This is a genomic window from Nonomuraea sp. NPDC049269 (assembly GCF_043197155.1).
GTDB lineage: Bacteria > Actinomycetota > Actinomycetes > Streptosporangiales > Streptosporangiaceae > Nonomuraea.
This window is the reverse complement of the sequence record NZ_JBICSO010000011.1, coordinates 375,327-394,586: the sequence shown is the minus strand read 5'-3', so window position 1 is coordinate 394,586 and position 19,260 is coordinate 375,327. Positions and strand designations below refer to the sequence as shown.

At 68.1% G+C, this 19,260-nt stretch carries 20 protein-coding genes; 15 read left to right on the top strand and 5 right to left on the bottom strand.

The window, feature by feature from the left end; translation table 11 throughout:
• Positions 1-3: 3 nt before the first annotated feature.
• The gene (locus ACGFNP_RS51275; protein WP_393330779.1) at positions 4-972 is read right to left on the bottom strand and encodes a winged helix-turn-helix domain-containing protein; all 969 of its coding nucleotides are present in this window, start codon (positions 970-972) and stop codon (positions 4-6) included.
• A 98-nt stretch (positions 973-1,070) separates the two neighbouring features.
• On the opposite strand from ACGFNP_RS51275, the gene ACGFNP_RS51270 reads away from it, so the two are divergent.
• A complete protein-coding gene (locus tag ACGFNP_RS51270) occupies positions 1,071-1,604 on the top strand; it encodes a dihydrofolate reductase family protein (RefSeq protein ID WP_358319835.1) in 534 nt (177 codons plus the stop codon).
• Positions 1,605-1,661: 57 nt separating this feature from the next.
• Here the strand turns inward: ACGFNP_RS51270 and ACGFNP_RS51265 are convergent, their stop codons facing one another.
• Positions 1,662-2,093 (bottom strand): VOC family protein, encoded by a 432-nt coding sequence (locus tag ACGFNP_RS51265; RefSeq protein WP_393330776.1) that lies wholly within the window; start codon positions 2,091-2,093, stop codon positions 1,662-1,664.
• 161 nt (positions 2,094-2,254) lie between these two features.
• On the opposite strand from ACGFNP_RS51265, the gene ACGFNP_RS51260 reads away from it, so the two are divergent.
• From ACGFNP_RS51260 to ACGFNP_RS51250, 3 genes are all read left to right on the top strand, one after another.
• Positions 2,255-2,806, top strand: coding sequence for a sigma-70 family RNA polymerase sigma factor (locus ACGFNP_RS51260; protein WP_358319841.1), 552 nt, complete (start codon positions 2,255-2,257; stop codon positions 2,804-2,806).
• Positions 2,803-3,648, top strand: coding sequence for a hypothetical protein (locus ACGFNP_RS51255; protein ID WP_358319844.1), 846 nt, complete (start codon positions 2,803-2,805; stop codon positions 3,646-3,648). Before ACGFNP_RS51260 ends, ACGFNP_RS51255 begins: the two co-directional genes overlap by 4 nt.
• A 246-nt stretch (positions 3,649-3,894) precedes the next feature.
• On the top strand, positions 3,895-4,557 hold the full coding sequence (locus ACGFNP_RS51250; protein ID WP_393330772.1) for a DUF1345 domain-containing protein: 663 nt from the start codon (positions 3,895-3,897) through the stop codon (positions 4,555-4,557).
• Between the two features lie 85 nt (positions 4,558-4,642).
• Here ACGFNP_RS51250 and ACGFNP_RS51245 read toward each other — a convergent pair whose 3' ends face one another.
• On the bottom strand, positions 4,643-5,965 hold the full coding sequence (locus tag ACGFNP_RS51245) for an FAD-dependent oxidoreductase (RefSeq protein ID WP_393330769.1): 1,323 nt from the start codon (positions 5,963-5,965) through the stop codon (positions 4,643-4,645).
• 8 nt (positions 5,966-5,973) lie between these two features.
• Positions 5,974-6,543 (bottom strand): PadR family transcriptional regulator, encoded by a 570-nt coding sequence (locus tag ACGFNP_RS51240; protein WP_393330766.1) that lies wholly within the window; start codon positions 6,541-6,543, stop codon positions 5,974-5,976.
• Between the two features lie 105 nt (positions 6,544-6,648).
• Between ACGFNP_RS51240 and ACGFNP_RS51235 the strand changes: the two genes are divergently transcribed.
• The 7 genes from ACGFNP_RS51235 (at position 6,649) to ACGFNP_RS51205 (ending at position 12,163) form a co-directional block, all read left to right on the top strand.
• The gene (locus ACGFNP_RS51235) at positions 6,649-6,990 is read left to right on the top strand and encodes a PadR family transcriptional regulator (protein ID WP_393330763.1); all 342 of its coding nucleotides are present in this window, start codon (positions 6,649-6,651) and stop codon (positions 6,988-6,990) included.
• Positions 6,987-7,850, top strand: coding sequence for a hypothetical protein (locus ACGFNP_RS51230; RefSeq protein ID WP_393330760.1), 864 nt, complete (start codon positions 6,987-6,989; stop codon positions 7,848-7,850). The genes ACGFNP_RS51235 and ACGFNP_RS51230 overlap by 4 nt, the downstream gene beginning before the upstream one ends.
• A 118-nt stretch (positions 7,851-7,968) precedes the next feature.
• The gene (locus tag ACGFNP_RS51225; RefSeq protein ID WP_393330757.1) at positions 7,969-8,649 is read left to right on the top strand and encodes a DUF2993 domain-containing protein; all 681 of its coding nucleotides are present in this window, start codon (positions 7,969-7,971) and stop codon (positions 8,647-8,649) included.
• 216 nt (positions 8,650-8,865) lie between these two features.
• Positions 8,866-9,408: an RNA polymerase sigma factor gene (locus tag ACGFNP_RS51220; RefSeq protein WP_393330755.1), complete on the top strand. Its 543-nt coding sequence runs from the start codon at positions 8,866-8,868 to the stop codon at positions 9,406-9,408.
• Positions 9,405-10,565, top strand: a complete 1,161-nt coding sequence (locus ACGFNP_RS51215) for a CU044_5270 family protein (protein ID WP_393330753.1) — start codon at positions 9,405-9,407, stop codon at positions 10,563-10,565. Before ACGFNP_RS51220 ends, ACGFNP_RS51215 begins: the two co-directional genes overlap by 4 nt.
• Positions 10,566-11,008: 443 nt before the next feature.
• Entirely contained in the window at positions 11,009-11,539 is a 531-nt protein-coding gene (locus ACGFNP_RS51210; RefSeq protein WP_393330750.1) for a hypothetical protein, read from the top strand.
• Between the two features lie 108 nt (positions 11,540-11,647).
• Entirely contained in the window at positions 11,648-12,163 is a 516-nt protein-coding gene (locus ACGFNP_RS51205) for a hypothetical protein (protein WP_393330748.1), read from the top strand.
• A gap of 402 nt (positions 12,164-12,565) precedes the next feature.
• On the opposite strand, the gene ACGFNP_RS51200 is transcribed toward ACGFNP_RS51205, so the two are convergent.
• Positions 12,566-14,986, bottom strand: coding sequence for an L-tyrosine/L-tryptophan isonitrile synthase family protein (locus ACGFNP_RS51200; RefSeq protein WP_393330745.1), 2,421 nt, complete (start codon positions 14,984-14,986; stop codon positions 12,566-12,568).
• 506 nt (positions 14,987-15,492) lie between these two features.
• Here ACGFNP_RS51200 and ACGFNP_RS51195 point away from each other — a divergent pair.
• From ACGFNP_RS51195 to ACGFNP_RS51180, 4 genes are read left to right on the top strand one after another with little or no spacing between them, the layout of a single operon-like run.
• Entirely contained in the window at positions 15,493-16,602 is a 1,110-nt protein-coding gene (locus tag ACGFNP_RS51195; RefSeq protein WP_358319877.1) for a GNAT family N-acetyltransferase, read from the top strand.
• Between the two features lie 8 nt (positions 16,603-16,610).
• A complete protein-coding gene (locus ACGFNP_RS51190; RefSeq protein ID WP_393330742.1) occupies positions 16,611-17,636 on the top strand; it encodes an ABC transporter ATP-binding protein in 1,026 nt (341 codons plus the stop codon).
• Positions 17,633-18,391 carry an ABC transporter permease gene (locus ACGFNP_RS51185; protein ID WP_358319883.1) on the top strand — a complete coding sequence of 253 codons (759 nt, stop codon included), beginning with the start codon at positions 17,633-17,635 and terminating at the stop codon, positions 18,389-18,391. Before ACGFNP_RS51190 ends, ACGFNP_RS51185 begins: the two co-directional genes overlap by 4 nt.
• Positions 18,378-19,199: an ABC transporter permease gene (locus ACGFNP_RS51180; protein ID WP_393330739.1), complete on the top strand. Its 822-nt coding sequence runs from the start codon at positions 18,378-18,380 to the stop codon at positions 19,197-19,199. The genes ACGFNP_RS51185 and ACGFNP_RS51180 overlap by 14 nt, the downstream gene beginning before the upstream one ends.
• Positions 19,200-19,260: the final 61 nt, after the last annotated feature.

The following is a 19,260-nucleotide window of genomic DNA, read 5'->3' as shown; positions in this document are numbered from 1 at the left end:
GAATCAACCGTCCATCAGGGCGTGGGCGCGAGGGGTGCGCACGTAGAGCACGGCCCGGCCGACGCGGTGCTTGGTGACCAGGCCGGCCGACAGCAGGAGCGCGAGCTGCTCGGAGACGTTCGCGGGCGACAGGCCGGTACGACGTGACAGGTCGGTGGTGGAGGCCGGTGCGTCCAGTTCGGTGAGCAGCAGGGCTCGGGAGCGGCCGATGACGGCGGCCAGCGCGTCGGGCGCGGGCGCGGTGCCGCGCTCCCACAGAGTGGCGATGGCGCGTACCGGATAGGTGATGATCGGCTGGCCGGGTGAGTCGGTGCGGTAGAACAGGCCGGGCCAGACGAAGATGGACGCGGCCAGCAGCAGCCCCTCGCCGGCCAGCACCCGGGACATCTCCTCGGGACGCTGTTCCAGGTGCAGGTTGCGGCCTTCCCAGCGGATGGCCGAGTGCATGTCCGCGAACACCCCGGCGGGGCCGTGTTCGGCGTACTGCCTGGTGCGATAGAGCAGGTCGCCTTCGAGGAGGTTGCGCATGCGTGGCCAGTGCGGGGCGAAGGCGAGCTGCCAGTAGGTCTCGATGGCGAGCACCAGCCGTTCGAGGCCCGCGGCCGGATCCTGGTGGAGCTCCGCGGCGCAGCCGGTCAGCGGGCCGAGCTCGCTCGCCATGCGGTCGAGGTCGGCGCGGATGACTTCGTGGGGGGTGGCGCGCAACACCGCCAGCTCCCCCGCCAGTTCCGGAGCCGGACCAGTGGGGACGGGACAGAGGAAATCGGGGATGTAGCCACCGCCGGTGATGAGGTCGAGCAGCGGCCCGAGCTCACTGCCGAGCTGCGGGCGTACCTGCTTGAACCAGGGCAGATGCAGGGCGCGCGGGGCGGGTGTGCGGAGCGCGTGAATGCTGGCGGCGACCTCCCGCAGCGGGGAGAAGGCGAACCTGAGAAAGGACAGGTCATAGGCGGAGAACGCCAGCGTGAGCATGCCCGGGGGCTCCTTGGATTCGGCTGTGGCCGAATGTATCGCAGAGGCCCACGACCAGGCCACACCATGACTCCTACAACGCAACCTAGGAGAACCGCATGCGCAACGTCGTGCTCTATCACCTGATGTCGCTGGACGGGATCGCCTACGAGGACGGCGACTGGCTGGCCGACGACGGCCCTCAACTGGTCGCCTACCTCGGCCGGGTCATCGCCACCCAGGACGACGTCCTGCTGGGGCGCGGGACGTACGACTACTGGGCCGGCCACTGGCCCACGTCGGACTTCCAGCCCTTCGCCGACTTCATCAACGGCACCCGCAAGCACATCGTCACCTCCAGCGCGCCCACCCAGGAATGGGCGAACTCCACCCCGGTCACCACCCCGGTGCGCGACTACGTGACCGCCCTGAAGCAGGGATCCGGCGGTGACATCGGCATCCACGGCAGTATCGAACTCGCGCGTTCCCTGCTGCAGGCCGGGCTCGTCGACGAGCTGCGGCTGGTCGTGGCACCGGCGGTGGTCGGGCACGGCAGGCGGGTGTTCGAGGGCGACGACGTCCAGTCGTGGAAGCTGCTCGATCTCGAGCGGGGCAAGAACGGCACGCTGTTCCTGACCTACGGCCGCTGCTGAATGGAGCCGTCCGCTAGGTCACACAGAGGCCTCCGTCGCACCGCCCCCAACAGCAAATCACACCGTCTCGACGTAAACGCTGATTTCGATGAGGTTGCGGTCGGGGTCGCGCACGTAGACGCTTTCGATCGACCCCAGGGCGCCGGTACGGTGGACAGGCCCCTCCTCGATCTCCACATTGTGCCGCGCCAACTCGGCCATGACCTGCTCCAGCGGGACAGCGCTGATCAGGCAGAGATCAGCGCTGCCGGGCACCGCGTGGGCGGCCTTCGGCTCGAACTCGTGGCCCGCCTCGTGCAGATTGATCTTTGAATGGCCGAACACGAGCGCCTTGCGCCCCTCGCCGAAGGTGATCGGCTCCATGCCGAGAACGCGGCTGTAGAAGTCGACCGTCGCCTCTAGATCGGCGACGGTCAGCACCAGGTGATCGAGGCGGTCGATACGCATCAGGGGTCCCATCGTCACTCGGTGATCACGGCAGGCGGCCATCGTGACACGCCCTTATGCCATCTTTCCCATCGGGGGTTCACCCGGCCAAACGCCCCAGTGGGGAGACCGGGAGTCACGGCGACCACGAAGTGTCGTGTCACAGGCGGAAATATCCGGACACCTACTCTCATGTGACATTGCCTTATCGGAAGGACGACGACGTGGGAGCAGTGGAGCCTCGGCGGCGTTTCGAGGCGCTCTATACGGAGCACTACGCGGCCGTCTCCGCCTACGTCCGGCGACGTACCGACCACCCCGACGACACCGCCGACGTGATCGCCGAGACGTTCACAACAGCGTGGCGGCGGCTCGACCACGTGCCGCCCGATGACCGGGCCAGACTCTGGCTGTACGGCGTGGCCAGGCGCACCCTGGCCAACCACCGCCGCGGCGAGTCGCGCAGGACGGCCTTGACGTCGCGCCTGAGCGAAGAGCTCGCCGCCTGGCTCGACCCGGAGGTGAGCCAGGCCCCCGGGGCGACGCGCGAGGCCTTCATGCGCCTGTCCGAGGACGACAGGGAGTTGCTGTCTCTTGTCGGATGGGAGGGGCTCGGCAACGCCGAGATCGCCAAGGTTCTGGGCTGCACGCGCATGGCCGTACGGCAGCGCCTGCACCGCGCCCGCAAGCGTTTCGCGGCCGAACTGGCCGCCATCGATGTCGATCTCAACAGGTACGGCTCGCGAGCCGTGAAGCTCGCGGAGGAGAGCGCGTGAACACCAACGTCGACGAAGCCATCAGGAACCTCGCCCCCGGCCGCGGCCCCGGCCTGACCCCGGTCGCGCGGGAGATGATGAACGCGATCATGGACGCGGAGCCCGCGCCCGCACCTGTCATCCGTACGAGATGGCGCCCACTCCTCGCGCTCCCGATCACCGCGGCGGTCATCTCGGCAGCCTGGGTGATCCCTTCGGTCCTGACCCCCGCACCCGCCTCCGCGCTCGACATCAAAGAGGAGGGCGACCACTACGTCATCGAGGTCAAGGACCTGAACGCCAACCCGGAGGTCTACGAGAGCCAGCTGCGGGGGGCCGGTCTCGACATCTCGCTGAATGTCGTACCCGCCACGCCGAGCTTCGTCGGCGAGATCAACCCGGGCGCGCACGAGCCTCAGGACAAGATCAAGACCATCGACCGGCCTGAACAGTGCAACCTGCACCGCAGTTGCCCGATCGGTATCACCATCGCCAAGGACTTCGCCGGCTCAACGATGATCACGCTCGGCCGCGAAGCCCGTCCCGGCGAGGAATACCAGATCGTCGCGGGCCTTGACTCGCCTGGTGAGCCCCTGCACTGCGTGCCCTTCTACAACAGGCCCGTGAGCGAGGTACGGGCGCTGTTGAAGGGGCGCGGGCTGGCCGTCGACCAGTACGTGATCTCCGACCAAGCCAAGCCAGGCAAGGAACCACAGGTCAGGACGTCGGTGCCCGACTCCATGTACGTGACCGGCGGCCATCTGAGCCAATACGGCATGGTCTCTCTCACCGTCGGCGACGCACCGATGTCCTCCGAGATGGTGGCGTCGCTGAACAAGAAGTCGGGCTGCGCGACCGGCTGACACCAGCGAACGGAACACGAGCTTCAGGGTGTGCTCCCGCGGGGGCGAAGCACGCCCTGAAGGCAACGGCCATGACGCAGCACGATCCTCCGGGAGGCGAGCGGCGAGGTGGACAGAAGCCGAACCTCTCCAGACCACCTTCCCGGCGCCGTTCGGCGATGAGGCGGCCAGGGCGACCCCGTCACAGGCCGGATTGCCTGAAGACCCTACTCTGAGAAGAGTGGGTCGGAGAGGGGGTGACCCGTGATGTGGCCGAAGGTGGCGTCAGGGCCGGCCGGAATCTCACCGCGCCGGACTGCGCTGATCGCGGCCGCCAGCGGGTTGCTGGCCTTGGCTGTGGCCGCGGTGGTAGTACCGCTGCCATTTGTGCCGTTGATCGGCTGGGACATGGCGGCGTTGGTGTTCCTGCTCGTGACCTGGTGGCGGATCGCCCGGCTCGACGGTGCCGCGACCGCTGCCGACGCGCTACGGGAAGACTCGACTCGCGCGGGTGCGGATCTGCTGCTACTCACCGCTGCGGTGGCCAGCCTGATGGCCGTCGGCTACATGATCGTCCAGGGTGACACCACCGAGCCGTCCGTGGTCGTGCTGCACGCGGCGCTCGGTGTCGCCAGCGTGATCACCTCGTGGGCGGTGGTGCACACCGTCTATACCTTGCGATACGCCCGGTTGTACTACTCGGCTGGCGGCGGCGTGGACTTCCACTACAGCGAACCCGATGCCCAGCCGCAGTTCTCCGACTTCGCCTACCTGGCTTTCACCATCGGCATGACGTTCCAGGTCTCCGACACCGACTTGCGCAGCGCCACGTTCCGAGCGACCGCGCTCCGCCAAGCCCTGCTGTCGTACCTGTTCGGCACGGTCATCGTCGCGCTCGCCATCAACCTTGTCGCCGGCCTGAGCCGATAGCTCCCCGATGAAGCGCACGCGCTCAGCCGAGCCGCGCTCCCGCTCGACAAGCCCACCGAACCTGAGGCCAAGGACCGCGGCGGACTCAGCGCTCCCCGAACACCGCGCGGCCGAGGGGCGGGACGGCTCCGCAGGTGCGGAAGAACCATCGAGCCGCTGATCGCTTCAGCGTGCTTGTGGTGATCGCGCCTTCGGTGTTGCGTACGACCTCACGGACCGTCTCGAACCCGTAGCGCAGCATGTCCGCCTCGTACGCGCGCAACGCCTGCGGCAATGGCTCCTCGCCGCGGTCGGCAGCGGTGAGCGCGGCGCAGAGCCGGTGCGCGTCGCGCAGCGCCGTGTTCCCACCGAGCCCGCCGACCGGGGGCATGTGGTGGACCGCGTCTCCGAGCCCGGTGACGTTGCCGGTCTCCCACTGATCGAGCGGTTCGGCGGCACTGAACCCGCTCTGGTACAGGGTGTCCGGGGTCGAGGCGGTGACGAGGCGGCGCAGGTCAGGATGCCAGCCGGCCGTCCGTTCGGCCAGCAACTCCCGTACCACGGCCGGATCGTCCTGAGCCTTCGACGTGAAACTCGCCGGGAGGGAGTCGCGGTGCGTGATGAACGCCCACAGGACATAGTCGTCGTCACGCGAGTCCGCCAGCAGGTGCTCCGGGTCGAGCCCGAGCGCGCGTATCCGGTCGCCGAGTCTGGCGATGATCGCCGCAGGGTCCTCGCGTCTGCGGAAGATCGCGGTGAACAGGAAGTCCCGGCGTGGCCAGAAGACGTTCCTGCCGGCTAGCAGCCGCTCCGGCAGCCATCGGCGGTTCTCCGCGGTGAGGAACACCTTGCCGGCGACCGCCATCGCCGGCAGTGCGGTGCGGCCCGCCGCCGGGTGGAGCTCGGCCCACACCCGGGAGTTGGCGCCGTCGGCCGCGATGAGCACGTCCGCGGTCGCGGTGGTGCCGTCGGCGAACTTCGCCGTGACCGTCCCGTCGTCCGCCCGAGCGAAGCCGGTGAACTCCTTGCCGAAGCGGACGACGTCGTCCAGGCCGGCCAGCAGCAGTTTGCGCAGGGTGACGCGGCTGACCGCGTGCTCGCTCACCGTGGGGTCGAGGGGGTCACGATCCGGGCCGTTCTGCCCGATGAGGATGAGCGGTCGCATCCGCTCGTCGAGGAAGCCGATCCCGGGTCCCGGATCGCCCGCGGTGGCCACCAGCAGCTCCCATAAGGCGGGTGGCAGGCAGGCGTGCAGGGCTACGCTCCCGGTCGGCTCGATGTTCAGCCGGAAGCCCTGGAGTCGCGAGTCGGGCGTGCGGTCCCGTTCGTAGACGGTGACGCGCACGCCGGCTCGCTTCAGGCCCTGCGCCAGGCAGAGCCCGCCGATCCCGCCGCCGATCACGGCGACGTCCAAGCGTCGAGGTGACATGGAGTTTCCTACTTTCCGGTAGGGGATGCGCTGTCAGGTTCGCCGGCCATGTCCGCGAGCTCCGCCAGCAGGCGGTCGTGCCAGGTGACCTCCGTCGCGAGCCGCATCAGGGTTTGGTCGAAGGCGATGGCTTCCAGCCTGGCGAGGTAGGGCTCGGCCTCGCCGCGCAGATTGCGCCAGAAGTCGAGTTGGCCGGCGTACGAGTCGCGCCGCTGCTGGGCAGCGGTACGCAACTCGTCGAGGCCGATCTCGCCGACGTGCAGGAGCACCAGTTGGATCGGATCCGGCCGGAGCGCGGTGTCGGCCAGGACGGACCTGATCACCGAGACCAGCTCGGTCCGACCTTTGTCGGTGATCCCGTACACCGTGCGGGCGGGGAGGTTGCCTTCCTGCTCGGTGCGGACCACTTCGACGACGCCCTCGTCCGCCATCCGGCGCAGCGCGCCGTACAGCGATCCGGGCTTGATGTCCGCCCATAGCTCGACCCGGTCGAGTTGCGCGGCGGCGCGGATCTTGTGCCCGTGCATGGGGCCGCCGTCGGCCAGGGCGCCGAGAATGAACAGGCGTGTTGCTCGCATATGAGTACTAAAACATGAGTAGTCGCAATGGACAAGTATGATCACTTACCTCGGAGTCAACTTCTAGATCTTCAAATATGCCGACGATCGGTATATAAAGATCCTGTGTCTAAGTTACGGTCCTTGCAGGAGCCTTCGTTCCTCATCCTGACCGCGCTGGCCGCCGAGCCTCAGCACGGTTACGGCGTCATCACCGACGTTGAACGCATCTCCGAGGGCGAGGTCCGGTTGCGGGCCGGGACCCTGTACGCCGCCCTGGACCGGCTCCAATCCGAGGGACTGATCGGGGAGGACCGGGAGGAGATCGTCGGCGGGCGGTTGCGGCGCTACTACCGGCTCACCGACGAGGGCAGCGCCCGTCTGGCCGCCGAGGTCGAACGACTGCGGCGCAACACCCGGACCGCCGCCGCCCGGCTGCGCACGCGCCCCGCCGGAGGTGTCGCGTGAGCGACCTCGAACAGCGTTACCGCCGCCTTCTCCGCTGGTATCCGCGCGAGCACCGAGAGCGGCACGAGGAGGAGATGCTCAGTGTGCTGATGGCGGCGGCGCGGCCGGGGCAGAGTCGTCCGGAGCCGCGTGACGTCCTCGACCTCGTCAAGGGGGCCGCCGCGATCCACGCGCGCTGGGCGTTCGGGCCGGAGTCTGCGGCGCGGTGGCGGGATGCGATGCGCGTCGTCGCGGTGGTCGGCCCCATAGTGCTGCTTGCCTACCAGATTCAGTTGGGATTCAGCGGTCCGACGCTTCTGTTTGGCATCCTGATCGTCTTTTTGGCCTGGACCAATCGCCGCCGGCCTGCTGCGGCGGTCGCGTGGATCTGGGCGATCCTGTCCAGCGTGGGCATGGTCGGCGCGTGGATGTTGTCGGCCAGGGGCGTCTCCTTGGACACGGGCGTGGCACTCGGAGGCATCGTTGGTTCCTTTGTGCTGGTGGCGGCGGTGCTGACCGGGGTGGCACAGCCGCGGCGAGGGCTGTCGCTGGTCGGGCGCGGACGGATACTGGCCTGGTCCGGGGCGGCTCTGACGGTGGCCGTCGTGGCCCGGCAGCCGTGGGTGATCCCGTGGGAGACCGCAGTGCCGCCTGATTTGCTCACGCTCGGGTTGAGTGCGGTGGTCTGCGGAGTAGCCGCACGGTCTCCGGTGGGACGTAGGAGCGTAATGGTGCTCTCACCGTTCATGCTGGCGATGTTTTCGCAGTTCATGACTATTGGGCTGTGGGGGATCGGGCTGTTGGGGCTGGGGTCGGCCGGGTTCCTGGTCGCCGCCTTCCGCTCCAGGTCGTTCACGCAGAGGGCCAAGATCGACCGGTGAGTGACGCTGGTATGGCGGCCAAGACCGCCCGCCCTCCTGAACCACCGACGCGGGCGATCCCTGACCGCTGCTTACTTCGCCGGCCAACACACGGCCGCCAACGCATGCGGAGTGCCCCATGCGCAAGGTGATCGTTTTCCTGATCGCGCTCGTCGTCCTCCTCATCATCGACCGAGTCGCCGTGGCAAGCGTCGAGCGCGACCTGGCGAACAGAATCGCCGCCGTCCCCAACTTCTCCGGCACGCCGGCTGTGTCAATCGAGGGCATCCCGTTTCTCACCCAGGCCGTGTCGGGGCGCTATCCAGAAGTGCGGTTCGATCTCGGCACCTTCAGCTATGGCGGCGTGCCGGTCACGAACTTGCGGGGCGCCGCGTACGACGTGAGGGCACCCCTGGCCGACGTCCTGCAGAACCAAGCCCATATCCGGGCCGGTCGCGTGAGCATCAGCGGCACCCTCACCAAAGCGACGATCGACAAATACGCCCCGAGTGGCGTGAAGATCGGCGGCAACGGGGGGCAGCTCACTGCCTCGGGAGAGGTGACGATCGGGGCGAACAAGGTGAAGTTCAACGCCGAAGTGCGGGTCGAGGTCGCTGACGGGAAGATCAAGATCCAGGCCGACAAGATCCAGGGCGTGCCCATACCGGACCAGGTCGCACAGCTGATCTCCTACCCGATCCCGTTCAAGGGGGAACTGCCGTTCGATGTGAAGCTGACCAGGGTCAGAAGCGTGCCGGAAGGGCTGGAGCTCTCCGCCGAAGCGTTTGACGTGCCGATTGGCCCGCTTCACCCGATGTAGGGCGTCGACTTTCCTTGGCAGTTCCTCGATCTCATCCCGGCCCGGCGTGCAAGGCGACGCTCCCGGCCGGCTCGAAGCCGACGTCGTTGCCATGTGGTGGTGAACCGGCTTTGATCATCATCTCGCGCGTCTCCAGTAGCCGCGAGACCTTCCAGAAATGCCTCCAGGATTCCGGACATGGACGTAGATGACCGATGATCCAGTTAAGGAGACCGGATGGGAGTCGATCCCGACAGCCGGTTCGTGGAGATCTACGAATCCGCCTACGCACCCATACTCGGCTACGTCCTGCGCCGCTGCCCGCACCCGGAGGACGCCGCCGACGTGGTGGCCGAGACGTTCACCACGGCGTGGCGTCGCATCGAGGAGTTGCCCGAGGGCGACGAGGCAAGGTTGTGGCTGTACGGCGTGGCGCGCCGGGTGCTCGCCAACCACCAGCGCGGCGAGCGGCGCCACGAGCAGCGTACGGCGGCCCTGCGTGATCGACTCGCCGCATTCCCCGCGCTGGCCCGCCCGCCGGAGGAGGAGATCTCGCAGATGGGACGGGTCTTCCGCGACCTGACCGACGACGACAGGGAGTTACTCTCCCTGGTCGCCTGGGAGCGGCTCGACCACGGGCAGATCGCCCGCATGCTCGGCGTCTCCCGCAACGCGGTGCGGATCAGGCTGTATCGCGCCCGCAAGCGTTTCGCCCGGGAGCTGGCGAAAGCCGGGATCGACCACCCTCGTGCCGTCGCTCTGGAAGGGAGCTCACTGTGAACCTCACCGATCTCGCCCGCGTGCGCGACAAGGACCTCGCCGGAGAGGCGTCCGCACCGGAGGCGCGGACGCTCATGCACGCGATCATGTCCGAGGAACGGGAACCGGTGGCCACGGCGCGGCCACGCCCGAAGGCACGACGGCGGCTCGTGGTGAGCTTCGCCGCCGGACTGAGCCTTGCCACAGCCGCCGCGGTCGCGGTCATCGTCCCCGCGATGCGGTCCGGCAGCACGATCTCCGTCACACCGTCGGTGTCCGCGACGGCCGAACCGACCGCCCGGCAGATCCTGCTCGCCGCTGCCGTCGCCATGGAGAAGGCTCCTGCGAGCGGCGACTACTGGCACACCGCGGGCGTCACCCGGTGGATGCTGACCGATCCCACGCGCAGCTATGTGCTCGAGGAGGGGCGGTCTGGAGAGCTGTGGCTGGCGAAGCGGACGGATCTGCGGAGCTGGCGCATCCGGCAGGATCTCGGTGTCAAGCCCGCGACCCCGCAGGACGAGGCGGCATGGCGGGCTGCGGGGGCGCCCACCAGCTGGCGATACCCCAAGAACATGAAGACGGAGAACCTGTTCGCCGTCCCGTTCGGGCCGCTGGAGGCGGCGGCGGGTGAGCGAACCGCCGAACGGCTTTACGGCAAGTGGAAGGGCACGGCCGGTGACCTGGCGGGGGAATCGATGACCTGGGAGGAGGTGCGCGCGATCCCGAGCGAGCCCGACAAGCTCAGGAGCTACCTGGAAGAGCACATCACCCGGCGCCTGACGGCGGACGCCGGGTACGACGTGGCGGAGGCGACGTGGTACCTCCTTGTGCAGGCCTGTGAGGACATCATCAGTCGCCTGCCCGCCTCGCCCGAGGTTCGGGCATCCGCGTACCGGATCCTCGCGTCTCTGCCCGGCATTCAGGCTGAGGGGGAGATGACGGACCCGCTGGGCCGACGCGGGCAGGCGCTCAGCTATCAGGAGGAAATAGAGCCGGGTCTGTTCACCCAGGTTCGGATCGTGGTCGAGCCCAGCACCGGGCTGCTTCTTGCCCAGGTGAGGACGAACACCACCAAGCTCGCGAACGGGCGACAGGCGGAGCTCCGTGTCTCCACCTCGTACCAGGCGATCGGCTGGACCGACGAACGCCCACAACTGCCCGCGCACCGGGGCTGAGTCGCTCACCAATTCATTTGTGATCACCCGCCGCCGTCGCTTGCGGGGGCCGGCGGCGGCTCGACCAATTAGCGAAACACCAGGCCATGGCCATATCAACCCGATTCTTAATCATGGGAATGGCACAATTGCTGCGACGCCCAAGAGGGGGCTCGTCGGGCGGGTCCAGGAAAGATTCCGCTGGTGCGTTGAACCCCTGTCGCAGATTCCTGACCTGCTAATTTGATTGTCCTAATATCTCTGGACAACGTCTGGATGATCGGACGGGGCAGATCGCTTGCCATTGCCGGGCATTGACGGTCAGAGTAGCGCCGTTCCCAAGCACCGGTGTTCGACATCGGCGCCATCGGCAGGCATACGGATATTCCTCTGAATGGCTGTGCGCGGTCGATCGGGGACTCCCGAGTCGGATAGTGCAGAGGATTTCTTTGAAAGGAGATCCGATGGTCGGACGAAAAGGGATTACAGGCGCGGCTCTCGTCGTTGGTCTGACGGCGACCGCCCTTATGGGAGGGTCGTCCGCGTCGGCGTCGGCGCAAGCAGGGCTGGGCGTCACCGCCGTCTCGGACGGCTCGGCCGTCCTGGCGCCGGGCTGGTCGGCGAAGGCCTACCTGGGAGTCGGGTACCACGACCGCTGCAAAGGCTGGCAGCGGATAATCACCCCGTACAGGAGCGGCGACCGCATCACCACCAGCAGGCAGGTCCACTGCGAGAAGGGCGAGTGGGGCCGCCGGGCCGTGGTCAAGACGACTCTCCAGCAGTATCGCGGCCTCGGCTTCTGGCGGACGAAGGCCACCTCGGAGGTGAAGAAGGGAAGGGCGGCGTTCACCGTGACGACGACCCCTTCGTGGAAGTGCTCCGGCGGTAGTCAGCTCTACCGCAACCAGACGAAGGTGCATCTCTACTCCCTCCTGCGCGGCAGCGAAGTGGCCACCCTGTACAAGCGGACGCAGGAGCGCCGGATCAAGTGTTGATCCCGGGCTGGGACGGGGACGTAGCTCGGCCGGACTTCAGCCCTTGGCGCTCGCGAGAGCGCCAAGGGCGTTTCTTCCGAAGTTTTCTTCCGAAGGAGTGAGCGGCGGATGGGATCGCGTGAGAGAAGGCACGTCCCGGCGTGGCGCGTGATCGTCGCCGGGGTCGTGCCGGCTCTGGCTCTGGCGCTGTGGGCGACGGTCTCGGTGGCGGAGGAGCAACCGTACGAGGACGTAAAGAAGCAGTACATCGCCGCCGTGGACGCGGTGTGTGAGGAAGCGTCCCGGCAGTCGGATCTCCGCGAGGAGCCACCCGCGAACCTGCGCGAGGAGGTGGACGAACTGCGCCGCGCGTCGGAGTCGATGGCCGGCACCATCGCCGCGATAGAAGCGATCGCGCCGCCCGGCGGTGACGTCGCGCGGGTGCGGGAGAAGTTCTTCGTGCCCGCCAGGGCACTGACCGCGACCCTGCGCGAACTCAGCGGAAGCGCGGAGGCGGCCATGCGCGCGGACAGGGAGGCCGAGGCGAAGAAGGCGGTGGAACAGTCCTTGGCACCGGACGAGAACGAGAAGGCGCTGCGATCCTTCGCGGCGGAGTACGGCTTCCGGGCCTGCGCGGGTGAATGACCAAGGCACCCAAGTAAACCTCAGATTTCAGGACGTATTCGGACAATCCAGGTAATCTCATTTGCTCTTAGGTGGCACAGGTCATGCCGGACTCGTCGGCACGGCCGGATGACGGTGCCGGACAGGTCAGGTGGAGATGCCGGAATTACCGGGGCCATCAGGCGCGCAGGGGGACGAGCCGATCTTCCTGGACGTGGTCGTCGGCTGATCAGCCCTCGAAGCGCGTCCTGGCCCCTCCAAGGTCACTGACGAGAGCAGCAGTACCAGCGTGGTTCGCGACGATCCACGATTCCGGCGGATCGGCTACTGGTCGTTCCGCACCAGACAGCTGTCCCTGTACGAACGCGTGCCGCGCTGAACGAGAACGGTCAAAAGCCGCCTTCCACGGTCAAGGGTGGGCGCTCAGCGGCGTCTGAGCCGCACTGCGGCGCGGAAGCCTTGGTCGAGGCGGCCGCCTTCGGTGGCGGTGACCGGGACCATCATCCATGGCTGGGCCGGGCCGAGGAGAGGCGAGTACGCCGGAACAAAGCCCTGATCGAGCAGGGACACCGCGAAATCGGTCGACACACGGCCTAAGGCGTCCAGAGCCGCCATGCCATGCCAGGGGAGGACAGACGCCCCGCCAAGGTAGGTGAAGCCGAGACAGCCGCTGCGCGGGTTGGGTGTCAGCCGGATTTGGTTGGAGAACATCGCCGCGTCGAATCCCAGGTCACGATCGACCCACAGGACCGCCATGTACTGGATGGTGTCATGCCACGCCTTGACCAGCACCGCGCGACGTTCGGCGGCGATCGGCACGGAAAGCGCCGGGTCGGTCACGTTAAACAGATCAGCGTAGATGTGCCTGGCGAGAGCGGCGGCGTGGCCTTGTGTCGCGGAAACCGTGTACATCAGCGATCGGAACAGGCTCTCGAAATTCGGCATCGCCGTTCCACCACTGCGGTTGTCGCCGATCACTCCGGCTGTGCGGAGTGTGGCCTGCTCGAGTGCGCGCACGGGGGTGGAGACGATATCCAATCCGACGAGGGCGTCACAGATTTCCGCCACTCGTCGCGGGACGAGGAGGGCATGCTGCCGCATGGCGAGGGGTCCCATGCGTTGTTCGGCGACCTCGTTCAGATCCGCGATCGTGAGAATCTCCGTCCCGCCGACGAGAGCGTGATAGGAGAGCAGTTTCTCCCGGTAAGCGCGCAGCAGACTTCGAGGGTGCGGCCGGAAATGGTTGCCGTCGCCGAGCACGGTGATCGCCAGTCCCGGCGGATACACCTGCTGCACCGTACGTTGCAGCTCGCGGAGCCGGATCATGGCGGCGAGCTCTGACAGGTCGGGCAGGCTTCCCATCGTCTTGAGCTTGTTGTAGTGGAATTTGAGCGGGAATCCCCTGGTGATGATGGGAATGGGGGCGCCGTCGGCCAGATGGGACCGGATCTCACGCCTCGCCGTGGCCAAGGGATAGGTCGCCCGTGCTCCCTTGCGGAACTGCGGCCGGGTGAGCAGGTGATAAATATCGGCCGCGAGATCGTCTGTCCGAGGGGCACGCTCGGCCGTATGGATCGCGGCGCGTTCGGCGCCCTGGAGCAGCGTGCCGACCATTTCCAGGGAGTCGCGCTCGCTGAGCCGTACGGCGTGCTCCAAGGAGAGTTCTCCTTCCGACATCTCGGCCAGCGGCAGTTCGGCGAGCGAGTTTGCATGTGACAGCGCCGGAAGTCTCGTGGCCCGCGCCGTGCGGGCGCAGCGTGGAATGGTCTCGAAGGACTGGACGACCTCGGCACCGTCATAGGGTCGCTCGTGGGCGTAGCCGGGCAGGGCCACCGCGACGAAGAGAGCGTCCGTGAGTTTCTTGGCCATCGCCTGCCGGTTCTCGCAGATGTCGTCGAATACGGCGACGATGTCCAGGTCGGCGAAGGCCCGCAGACTCTCGGCCTTCAACTCGTGAACGGGCCGCGAGCGGTCGTCCCGCAGGAAGGCGATGCGTGGCCCTGTGATGCCCGCGTAGGCCAGCGCGTGCTCGGTGTGCCCGCGGACCCGCTCACGCCGTCCCGTGTTGAAGACCACGCGGCCGCCGACGTCGTACACGTCCCACACGAAGCGGGCCAGTCCGGGCACCGGCGTGTCCCAGCGCAGGTTCTCCCACGGCCGGAAGAGAGCGCGGCAGAAGGCCTTGTGGTCGACCTCCGCGTCGGCCTCCTGAATCCACAGATCCCAGGCCGGCCGATGATACGAGGGCAGAGCCCCGAGCCCGTCCGGATCGACGCCTACGGCTCTGAGGGCGTGGACGACCCGGGCGCGGGGATCAAGCGCACACATGTCGATGTCGAGCATCACGGCCGGCGGTTTGATCGTGGGATCATCCCGCCGCAGGCGAGCACGCTCGGCAACCCGGCGCAGCACCTCCACCAGCACGGTGTGCTGGCGGCCGTCCACCGTATGAACCGGGCCCTCCCCTGAGGCGTCGAGCAGCGACGCGGCGCGAGGGGACAGGAAGCGCAACTCGGTCGCGAGGATGCGTTGTACGGCATGTGCCGGTATGCCGGCGGTCCGCCCCAAGAGCACGGCCATATCGGCCAGCTCCGCCATACCTCGCCGGGCCGCTGCCTCGTCCGACCCTTCCATGGTCACGTCCGACATCACTATCCGGCCCGTCGCCCGCCCCCCGGGCGCCACTTCGAAGCGGGGCCTGTCCATGCCGATTCCGTACCTGTCGAGGCCGATCCTGAACACCCGGGCCAGCGAGGTGGGCAACCCGTCGGCGCCCGCCTGGACACCGTCCGCGTCCACGACGCGGGTGGCCTTCTCATGGACGGGGTGGTCGGGATATGGCACGCCGTCACGCTCCACGGCGCAATGCAGTCGCAGAATCGGGTCGGTCTCGATAAGTTGGGAAAGCAGGGTGCCGGACGTAGGCTTCTCCTGTCCTGAGGCATTATTCATGCGCCATGCTGCCGATTCGCCGACGAATATGACTCCGGTGGCACAGCTCCCGCGAAATGGGCGACTTGCGCGGCGGGGCTACCCATTCTTTTCACCTCACTTTCCGCGCGTGCGTTGACGCGCGAACTCTGTGTTGTCCCCCGAGATGCCACTCTCACGTGGGCTCCTGGAAAGCCAGGTTTCCAAATCATCGGGCGCCGGGCCAGGGCAGCAGGCGGTCATTCGCCGGACATGAGACGTCGAGGCGGAGAATCCATACGGGCGGGCGGGCGCCTACGGAAATGTCCGATCGATGTCCGGTCCCTGCCCTGGTTCTGCGCAGACCGGGCGGCCAAACTCGACTTCATGAAGATTGTTCCGCGGAATGCGCTCGGAATGACGAGACCTGGAGCGGCTTGGTGGGCTTGGACATCTCGGTGATGGAGGGACTGGACGAGGTCGGGCAGCCAGACTGGGATCGGCTGGTGGCCCGCGACGACTTCTACCTGTCGTACAGGTGGTTGCGGACGCTGGAGGGCGATCCGTTCGCGAGCGTCCGGTACGTGCTCGCCCGCGATGAGGGCTCCCTGGTCGGCGCGCTGCCGGTCTATGACATCCGGGTGGAGGGCAGCAGCTTCTACGCACCGAGACGGCACCGTCAGGCCCTGACGAGGGGTGGCCACTGGCTGCTGGCGGGTGGCCGCCGCGGCCACCACAGCGGGATCCTGCTGTCCGGCGACGAGCGGGAGCGCCGGTCGGCGCTGCGGGCGCTGCTGGAGGCCGGGCTCCGGCTGGCCGCTGAGCGGGACGCCCGTGGCCTGGTGTGGATGTTCGCGCCGACCCGCGTCACCAGGTGGCTCCACGCCGAGGGCGGGTCGGTGGCGTTCGACACGGTCGAGGGGTGTCTGACCGCCGACGGGTGGGACGGCTACCTGGCCGGCCTCGGCGGCCGGCGGCGCAAGAGCACGATGCGGGAGCGGCGTCGCTTCGAGCAGGCCGGCTACGAGCTGGCGGAGCAGCCGTTGAGCGAGTGCCTGCCGGTGCTGGCCACGCTGGTCGCCAACCTGCAACAGAAGTACGGGCATCGCACCAGTCCGGAGTCGATGCGGCAGGTGCTGATCCCGCAGGCCGAGTTCCTCGATGACGACAGCGTGGCGTTCACCGTGCGCCGGGAGGGGCAGCCGGTGGCCGGCGGGTTGCAGTACCGGTTCGGCGACACGCTCTATGCCCGGATGATCGGCTTCGACTACGCCCGGCTGCTGAACGCGTACGAATACTTCAACCTGTCCTACTACCTGCCTGTTCAGTACATGGAACGGGCCGGACTGCACCACCTGCATCTGGGCATCGAGTCGGCGGAGGTGAAGGCCGAGCGGGGCGCGCGACTCCACCCGCTGTGGACGGTGGCGGTGCCGTGTGACGGATCGGCCCTCGTCCCAGCGGAGCGTTGCGCCGCCGGGCGGCGCGCGTGGCCAGAGCGTTACGACGAGCGGGTGCTGCCTTCAGAGGACTGGGACGTGCCCTGGTGAACCCCACGATGAGTGCGCTGGAGGTGAACGCGGTCAGCCGCACCTTCAAGACCGGGTCGGGGACCGTCGAGGCGCTGCATGAGGTCTCCTTCACGGCTGAGGCGGGCGAGGTGGTCGGCCTGCTGGGGCTCAACGGTGCGGGGAAGACGACCCTGATCAAGGTGATCAGCACCCTGCTGTTGCCGAGCTCCGGCAGCGTCCGGGTGGGCGGGGCCGACGTGGTCACCCGGACCCGGCATGTACGGCACCTGCTGTCCGTGGTGTTCGGCGGGGAGCAGGGTCTCTACGGCCGGCTGTCGGGCCGCGACAACGCCCGTTTCTTCGGCACCCTGTCCGGCCTGGACCACCGGCGCCTGGAGCGGCGGGCCGCCGAGGCGATCGCCATGGTCGCCCTGGACAAGGTGGCGGACCGGCCGGTGGAGACGTATTCGCGGGGCATGAAGCAACGCCTGCACCTGGCCATCGGGCTGATGGCCGCCCCGAAGCTGCTGATGCTGGACGAACCCACCGTCGGGCTCGACCCCATCGAGGCGGACCGGCTGCGCCGGGTGATCGGCGAGCTGGCCGCCGGGGCCGCGGGCTATCGGCCGTGCATCCTGCTGACCAGCCATTACCTGCGCGACATCGAGGATTTGGCGGACCGGGTGGCGATCCTGCAGGACGGCCGGCTCACCCATGACCTGCCCCTGAAGGAGCTGCTGCGCCAGGCGGGTGCGGCCGCCGCGGTGACGGTGATCGTGCGGGGGGACGAACCGACGTGGCCGGACGACGGCGCCGGACAGTCCGGTGTACGGCTGGTGGACTCCCAACCGGCCGGAGTCGGCAGGTGGACGGCCCGCTACGAGGTGGCCCGCTGGGAGCCGGCGACGCTCACCGAACTTGCCCGGCGGTGGCCGCGCGGCGAGATCGCCGACGTCCGCGTCGAGCCAGTGGGTCTGGAACAAGTGTTCCGAGACCTCAGCCAAGACGCCGAGCTCAGCAGGGGCGCCGGGCTCAGCGCGGGCGGCGACCTCGGCCAGGGCGGCGGTCGATGATCGCGCGTGCTCTGCTGGCCAGCGCCCGGGTCCAGCTCAAGAGCGAGACCCGGCTGGCCGGCGTGATGGCCGGAGTTGTGCAGCCGGCGGTGTTCATGGCGGTCACCCTGCTGGCCGCCGGACAGGCCGCGGCCGGCGCCCGTACCGCGATCGGCTGCGGACTGCTCGGGCTGTGGGGCGCGATCGTGTGGAGATTCGGGCTGGTACTGCGACAGGAGCGGCAGCGCGGCATCCTTCCGGGCATCGTGAGCAGGCCGACCGGGCTGGTCGTGGTGCTGATCGGCAAGAGCCTCGGCGCGGTGCTACGGTCGGCGGCCCTGACGGTGCTGACCGTCGGGGTGGTGGCGGCACTGGCCGGGCATCCGGTCCACATCGCCGCACCGGTCGTCTTCACGCTCACCGCGCTGGCCGCTCTGGTGTCCGCGACCACGCTCGGGCTGTTGCTGTGCTCGGTGTTTCTGCTGGCCCGCTCGGCGGTGCGGATCGCCGAGACGCTCATCTATCCCGTGTTCATCCTGGGCGGGCTGCTCGTGCCGACCGCCCTGCTACCGGGCTGGGCACAACAGCTCTCCACGCTGATCAGCCTGCGGTGGGCGAGTGAGCTGCTGCTCGACGCCGCCGCAGGACGGGGACAGCAGCCTGGCGACTGGCTGCTGCTGGCCGCGACCTCCGCCTGTTACGCGGTGGCCGCCGTCGTCAGCCTGCGGGTCGTACTGCGGCGGATCCACGCGGAGGGCACCCTTGAGCTGGTCTGATCCCACCGCCCGGCGCACTGCCAGCGCACGGCATACTGCCACCACGCTGCGTACGATCGCGACCCTTTCGTGGCGCGAATACCGGGCGGTCTACCCACTGCGGGTGGTGCTGGCGAGCTCGCTGCCGCGGGCGATCCTGCAGACGCTGTTCGTCGCGTACCTCGGCCTCATCGCGGCCGGTCCGGCCGGGCGGGACTTCGCACTGGTCGGCGGGGCCATGCAGGTGGTCACCATCGCGACGGTGATCAAGGCCGCCGACATCCTGGTCGAAGATCGGCTCTTCGGCACCCTCTACCGAACGCGGCTGGCGTGGATCCCGTTGCCGGTGGTGGCGGCTACCCGATGGTGGGTCTTCACCGCGGAGGGAGTGCTGGGCGGGCTGGTGGCGGCGACGGCGGCATGCCTGCTCTTCGACCTGCCCGCGCTGATGGCGGGCATCTGGGCGGCCACCGGGCTGGTGCTGCTGGTGGCGCTGTCCACCAGCGCGCTCGGGATGGCCGTCGCGGCGGTCGCGATGACACAGCGCGTCGACTCGTTCATCACCAACCTCGTGAGCTACCTGCTACTGGCATTGACCGGCGCGGTCGCGCCGCTCGAACGGCTGCCGGACGCGCTGGAGGCACTGGCACACGGACTGCCGATGACCAACGGGCTGCTCGCCATACGCGGTGCGCTCTCGGGCGGACCATGGCTGGGCCACACCGCCGCTGAGGCGGCCGTCGGCCTGGGCTGGCTGGCAGTGGCCACGGCCGTGTTGACGCTGCAGGCGCGGCGGGCCCGTACACATGACACCGACGGACGGATTTGACGATGACATTTATCCCGCAAACGCTTATCCCGCAAACGCTTATCCCGCAACTGCTTATCCC

Bases quoted from the DNA above. Each gene is read 5' to 3' on its own strand.
- ACGFNP_RS51275 (WP_393330779.1), bottom strand. From the start codon at position 972: ATGCTCACGCTGGCGTTCTCCGCCTATGACCTGTCCTTTCTCAGGTTC.
- ACGFNP_RS51270 (WP_358319835.1), top strand. From the start codon at position 1,071: ATGCGCAACGTCGTGCTCTATCACCTGATGTCGCTGGACGGGATCGCC.
- ACGFNP_RS51265 (WP_393330776.1), bottom strand. From the start codon at position 2,093: ATGGCCGCCTGCCGTGATCACCGAGTGACGATGGGACCCCTGATGCGT.
- ACGFNP_RS51250 (WP_393330772.1), top strand. From the start codon at position 3,895: ATGTGGCCGAAGGTGGCGTCAGGGCCGGCCGGAATCTCACCGCGCCGG.
- ACGFNP_RS51245 (WP_393330769.1), bottom strand. From the start codon at position 5,965: ATGTCACCTCGACGCTTGGACGTCGCCGTGATCGGCGGCGGGATCGGC.
- ACGFNP_RS51240 (WP_393330766.1), bottom strand. From the start codon at position 6,543: ATGCGAGCAACACGCCTGTTCATTCTCGGCGCCCTGGCCGACGGCGGC.
- ACGFNP_RS51225 (WP_393330757.1), top strand. From the start codon at position 7,969: ATGCGCAAGGTGATCGTTTTCCTGATCGCGCTCGTCGTCCTCCTCATC.
- ACGFNP_RS51220 (WP_393330755.1), top strand. From the start codon at position 8,866: ATGGGAGTCGATCCCGACAGCCGGTTCGTGGAGATCTACGAATCCGCC.
- ACGFNP_RS51210 (WP_393330750.1), top strand. From the start codon at position 11,009: ATGGTCGGACGAAAAGGGATTACAGGCGCGGCTCTCGTCGTTGGTCTG.
- ACGFNP_RS51205 (WP_393330748.1), top strand. From the start codon at position 11,648: ATGGGATCGCGTGAGAGAAGGCACGTCCCGGCGTGGCGCGTGATCGTC.
- ACGFNP_RS51190 (WP_393330742.1), top strand. From the start codon at position 16,611: ATGAGTGCGCTGGAGGTGAACGCGGTCAGCCGCACCTTCAAGACCGGG.
- ACGFNP_RS51185 (WP_358319883.1), top strand. From the start codon at position 17,633: ATGATCGCGCGTGCTCTGCTGGCCAGCGCCCGGGTCCAGCTCAAGAGC.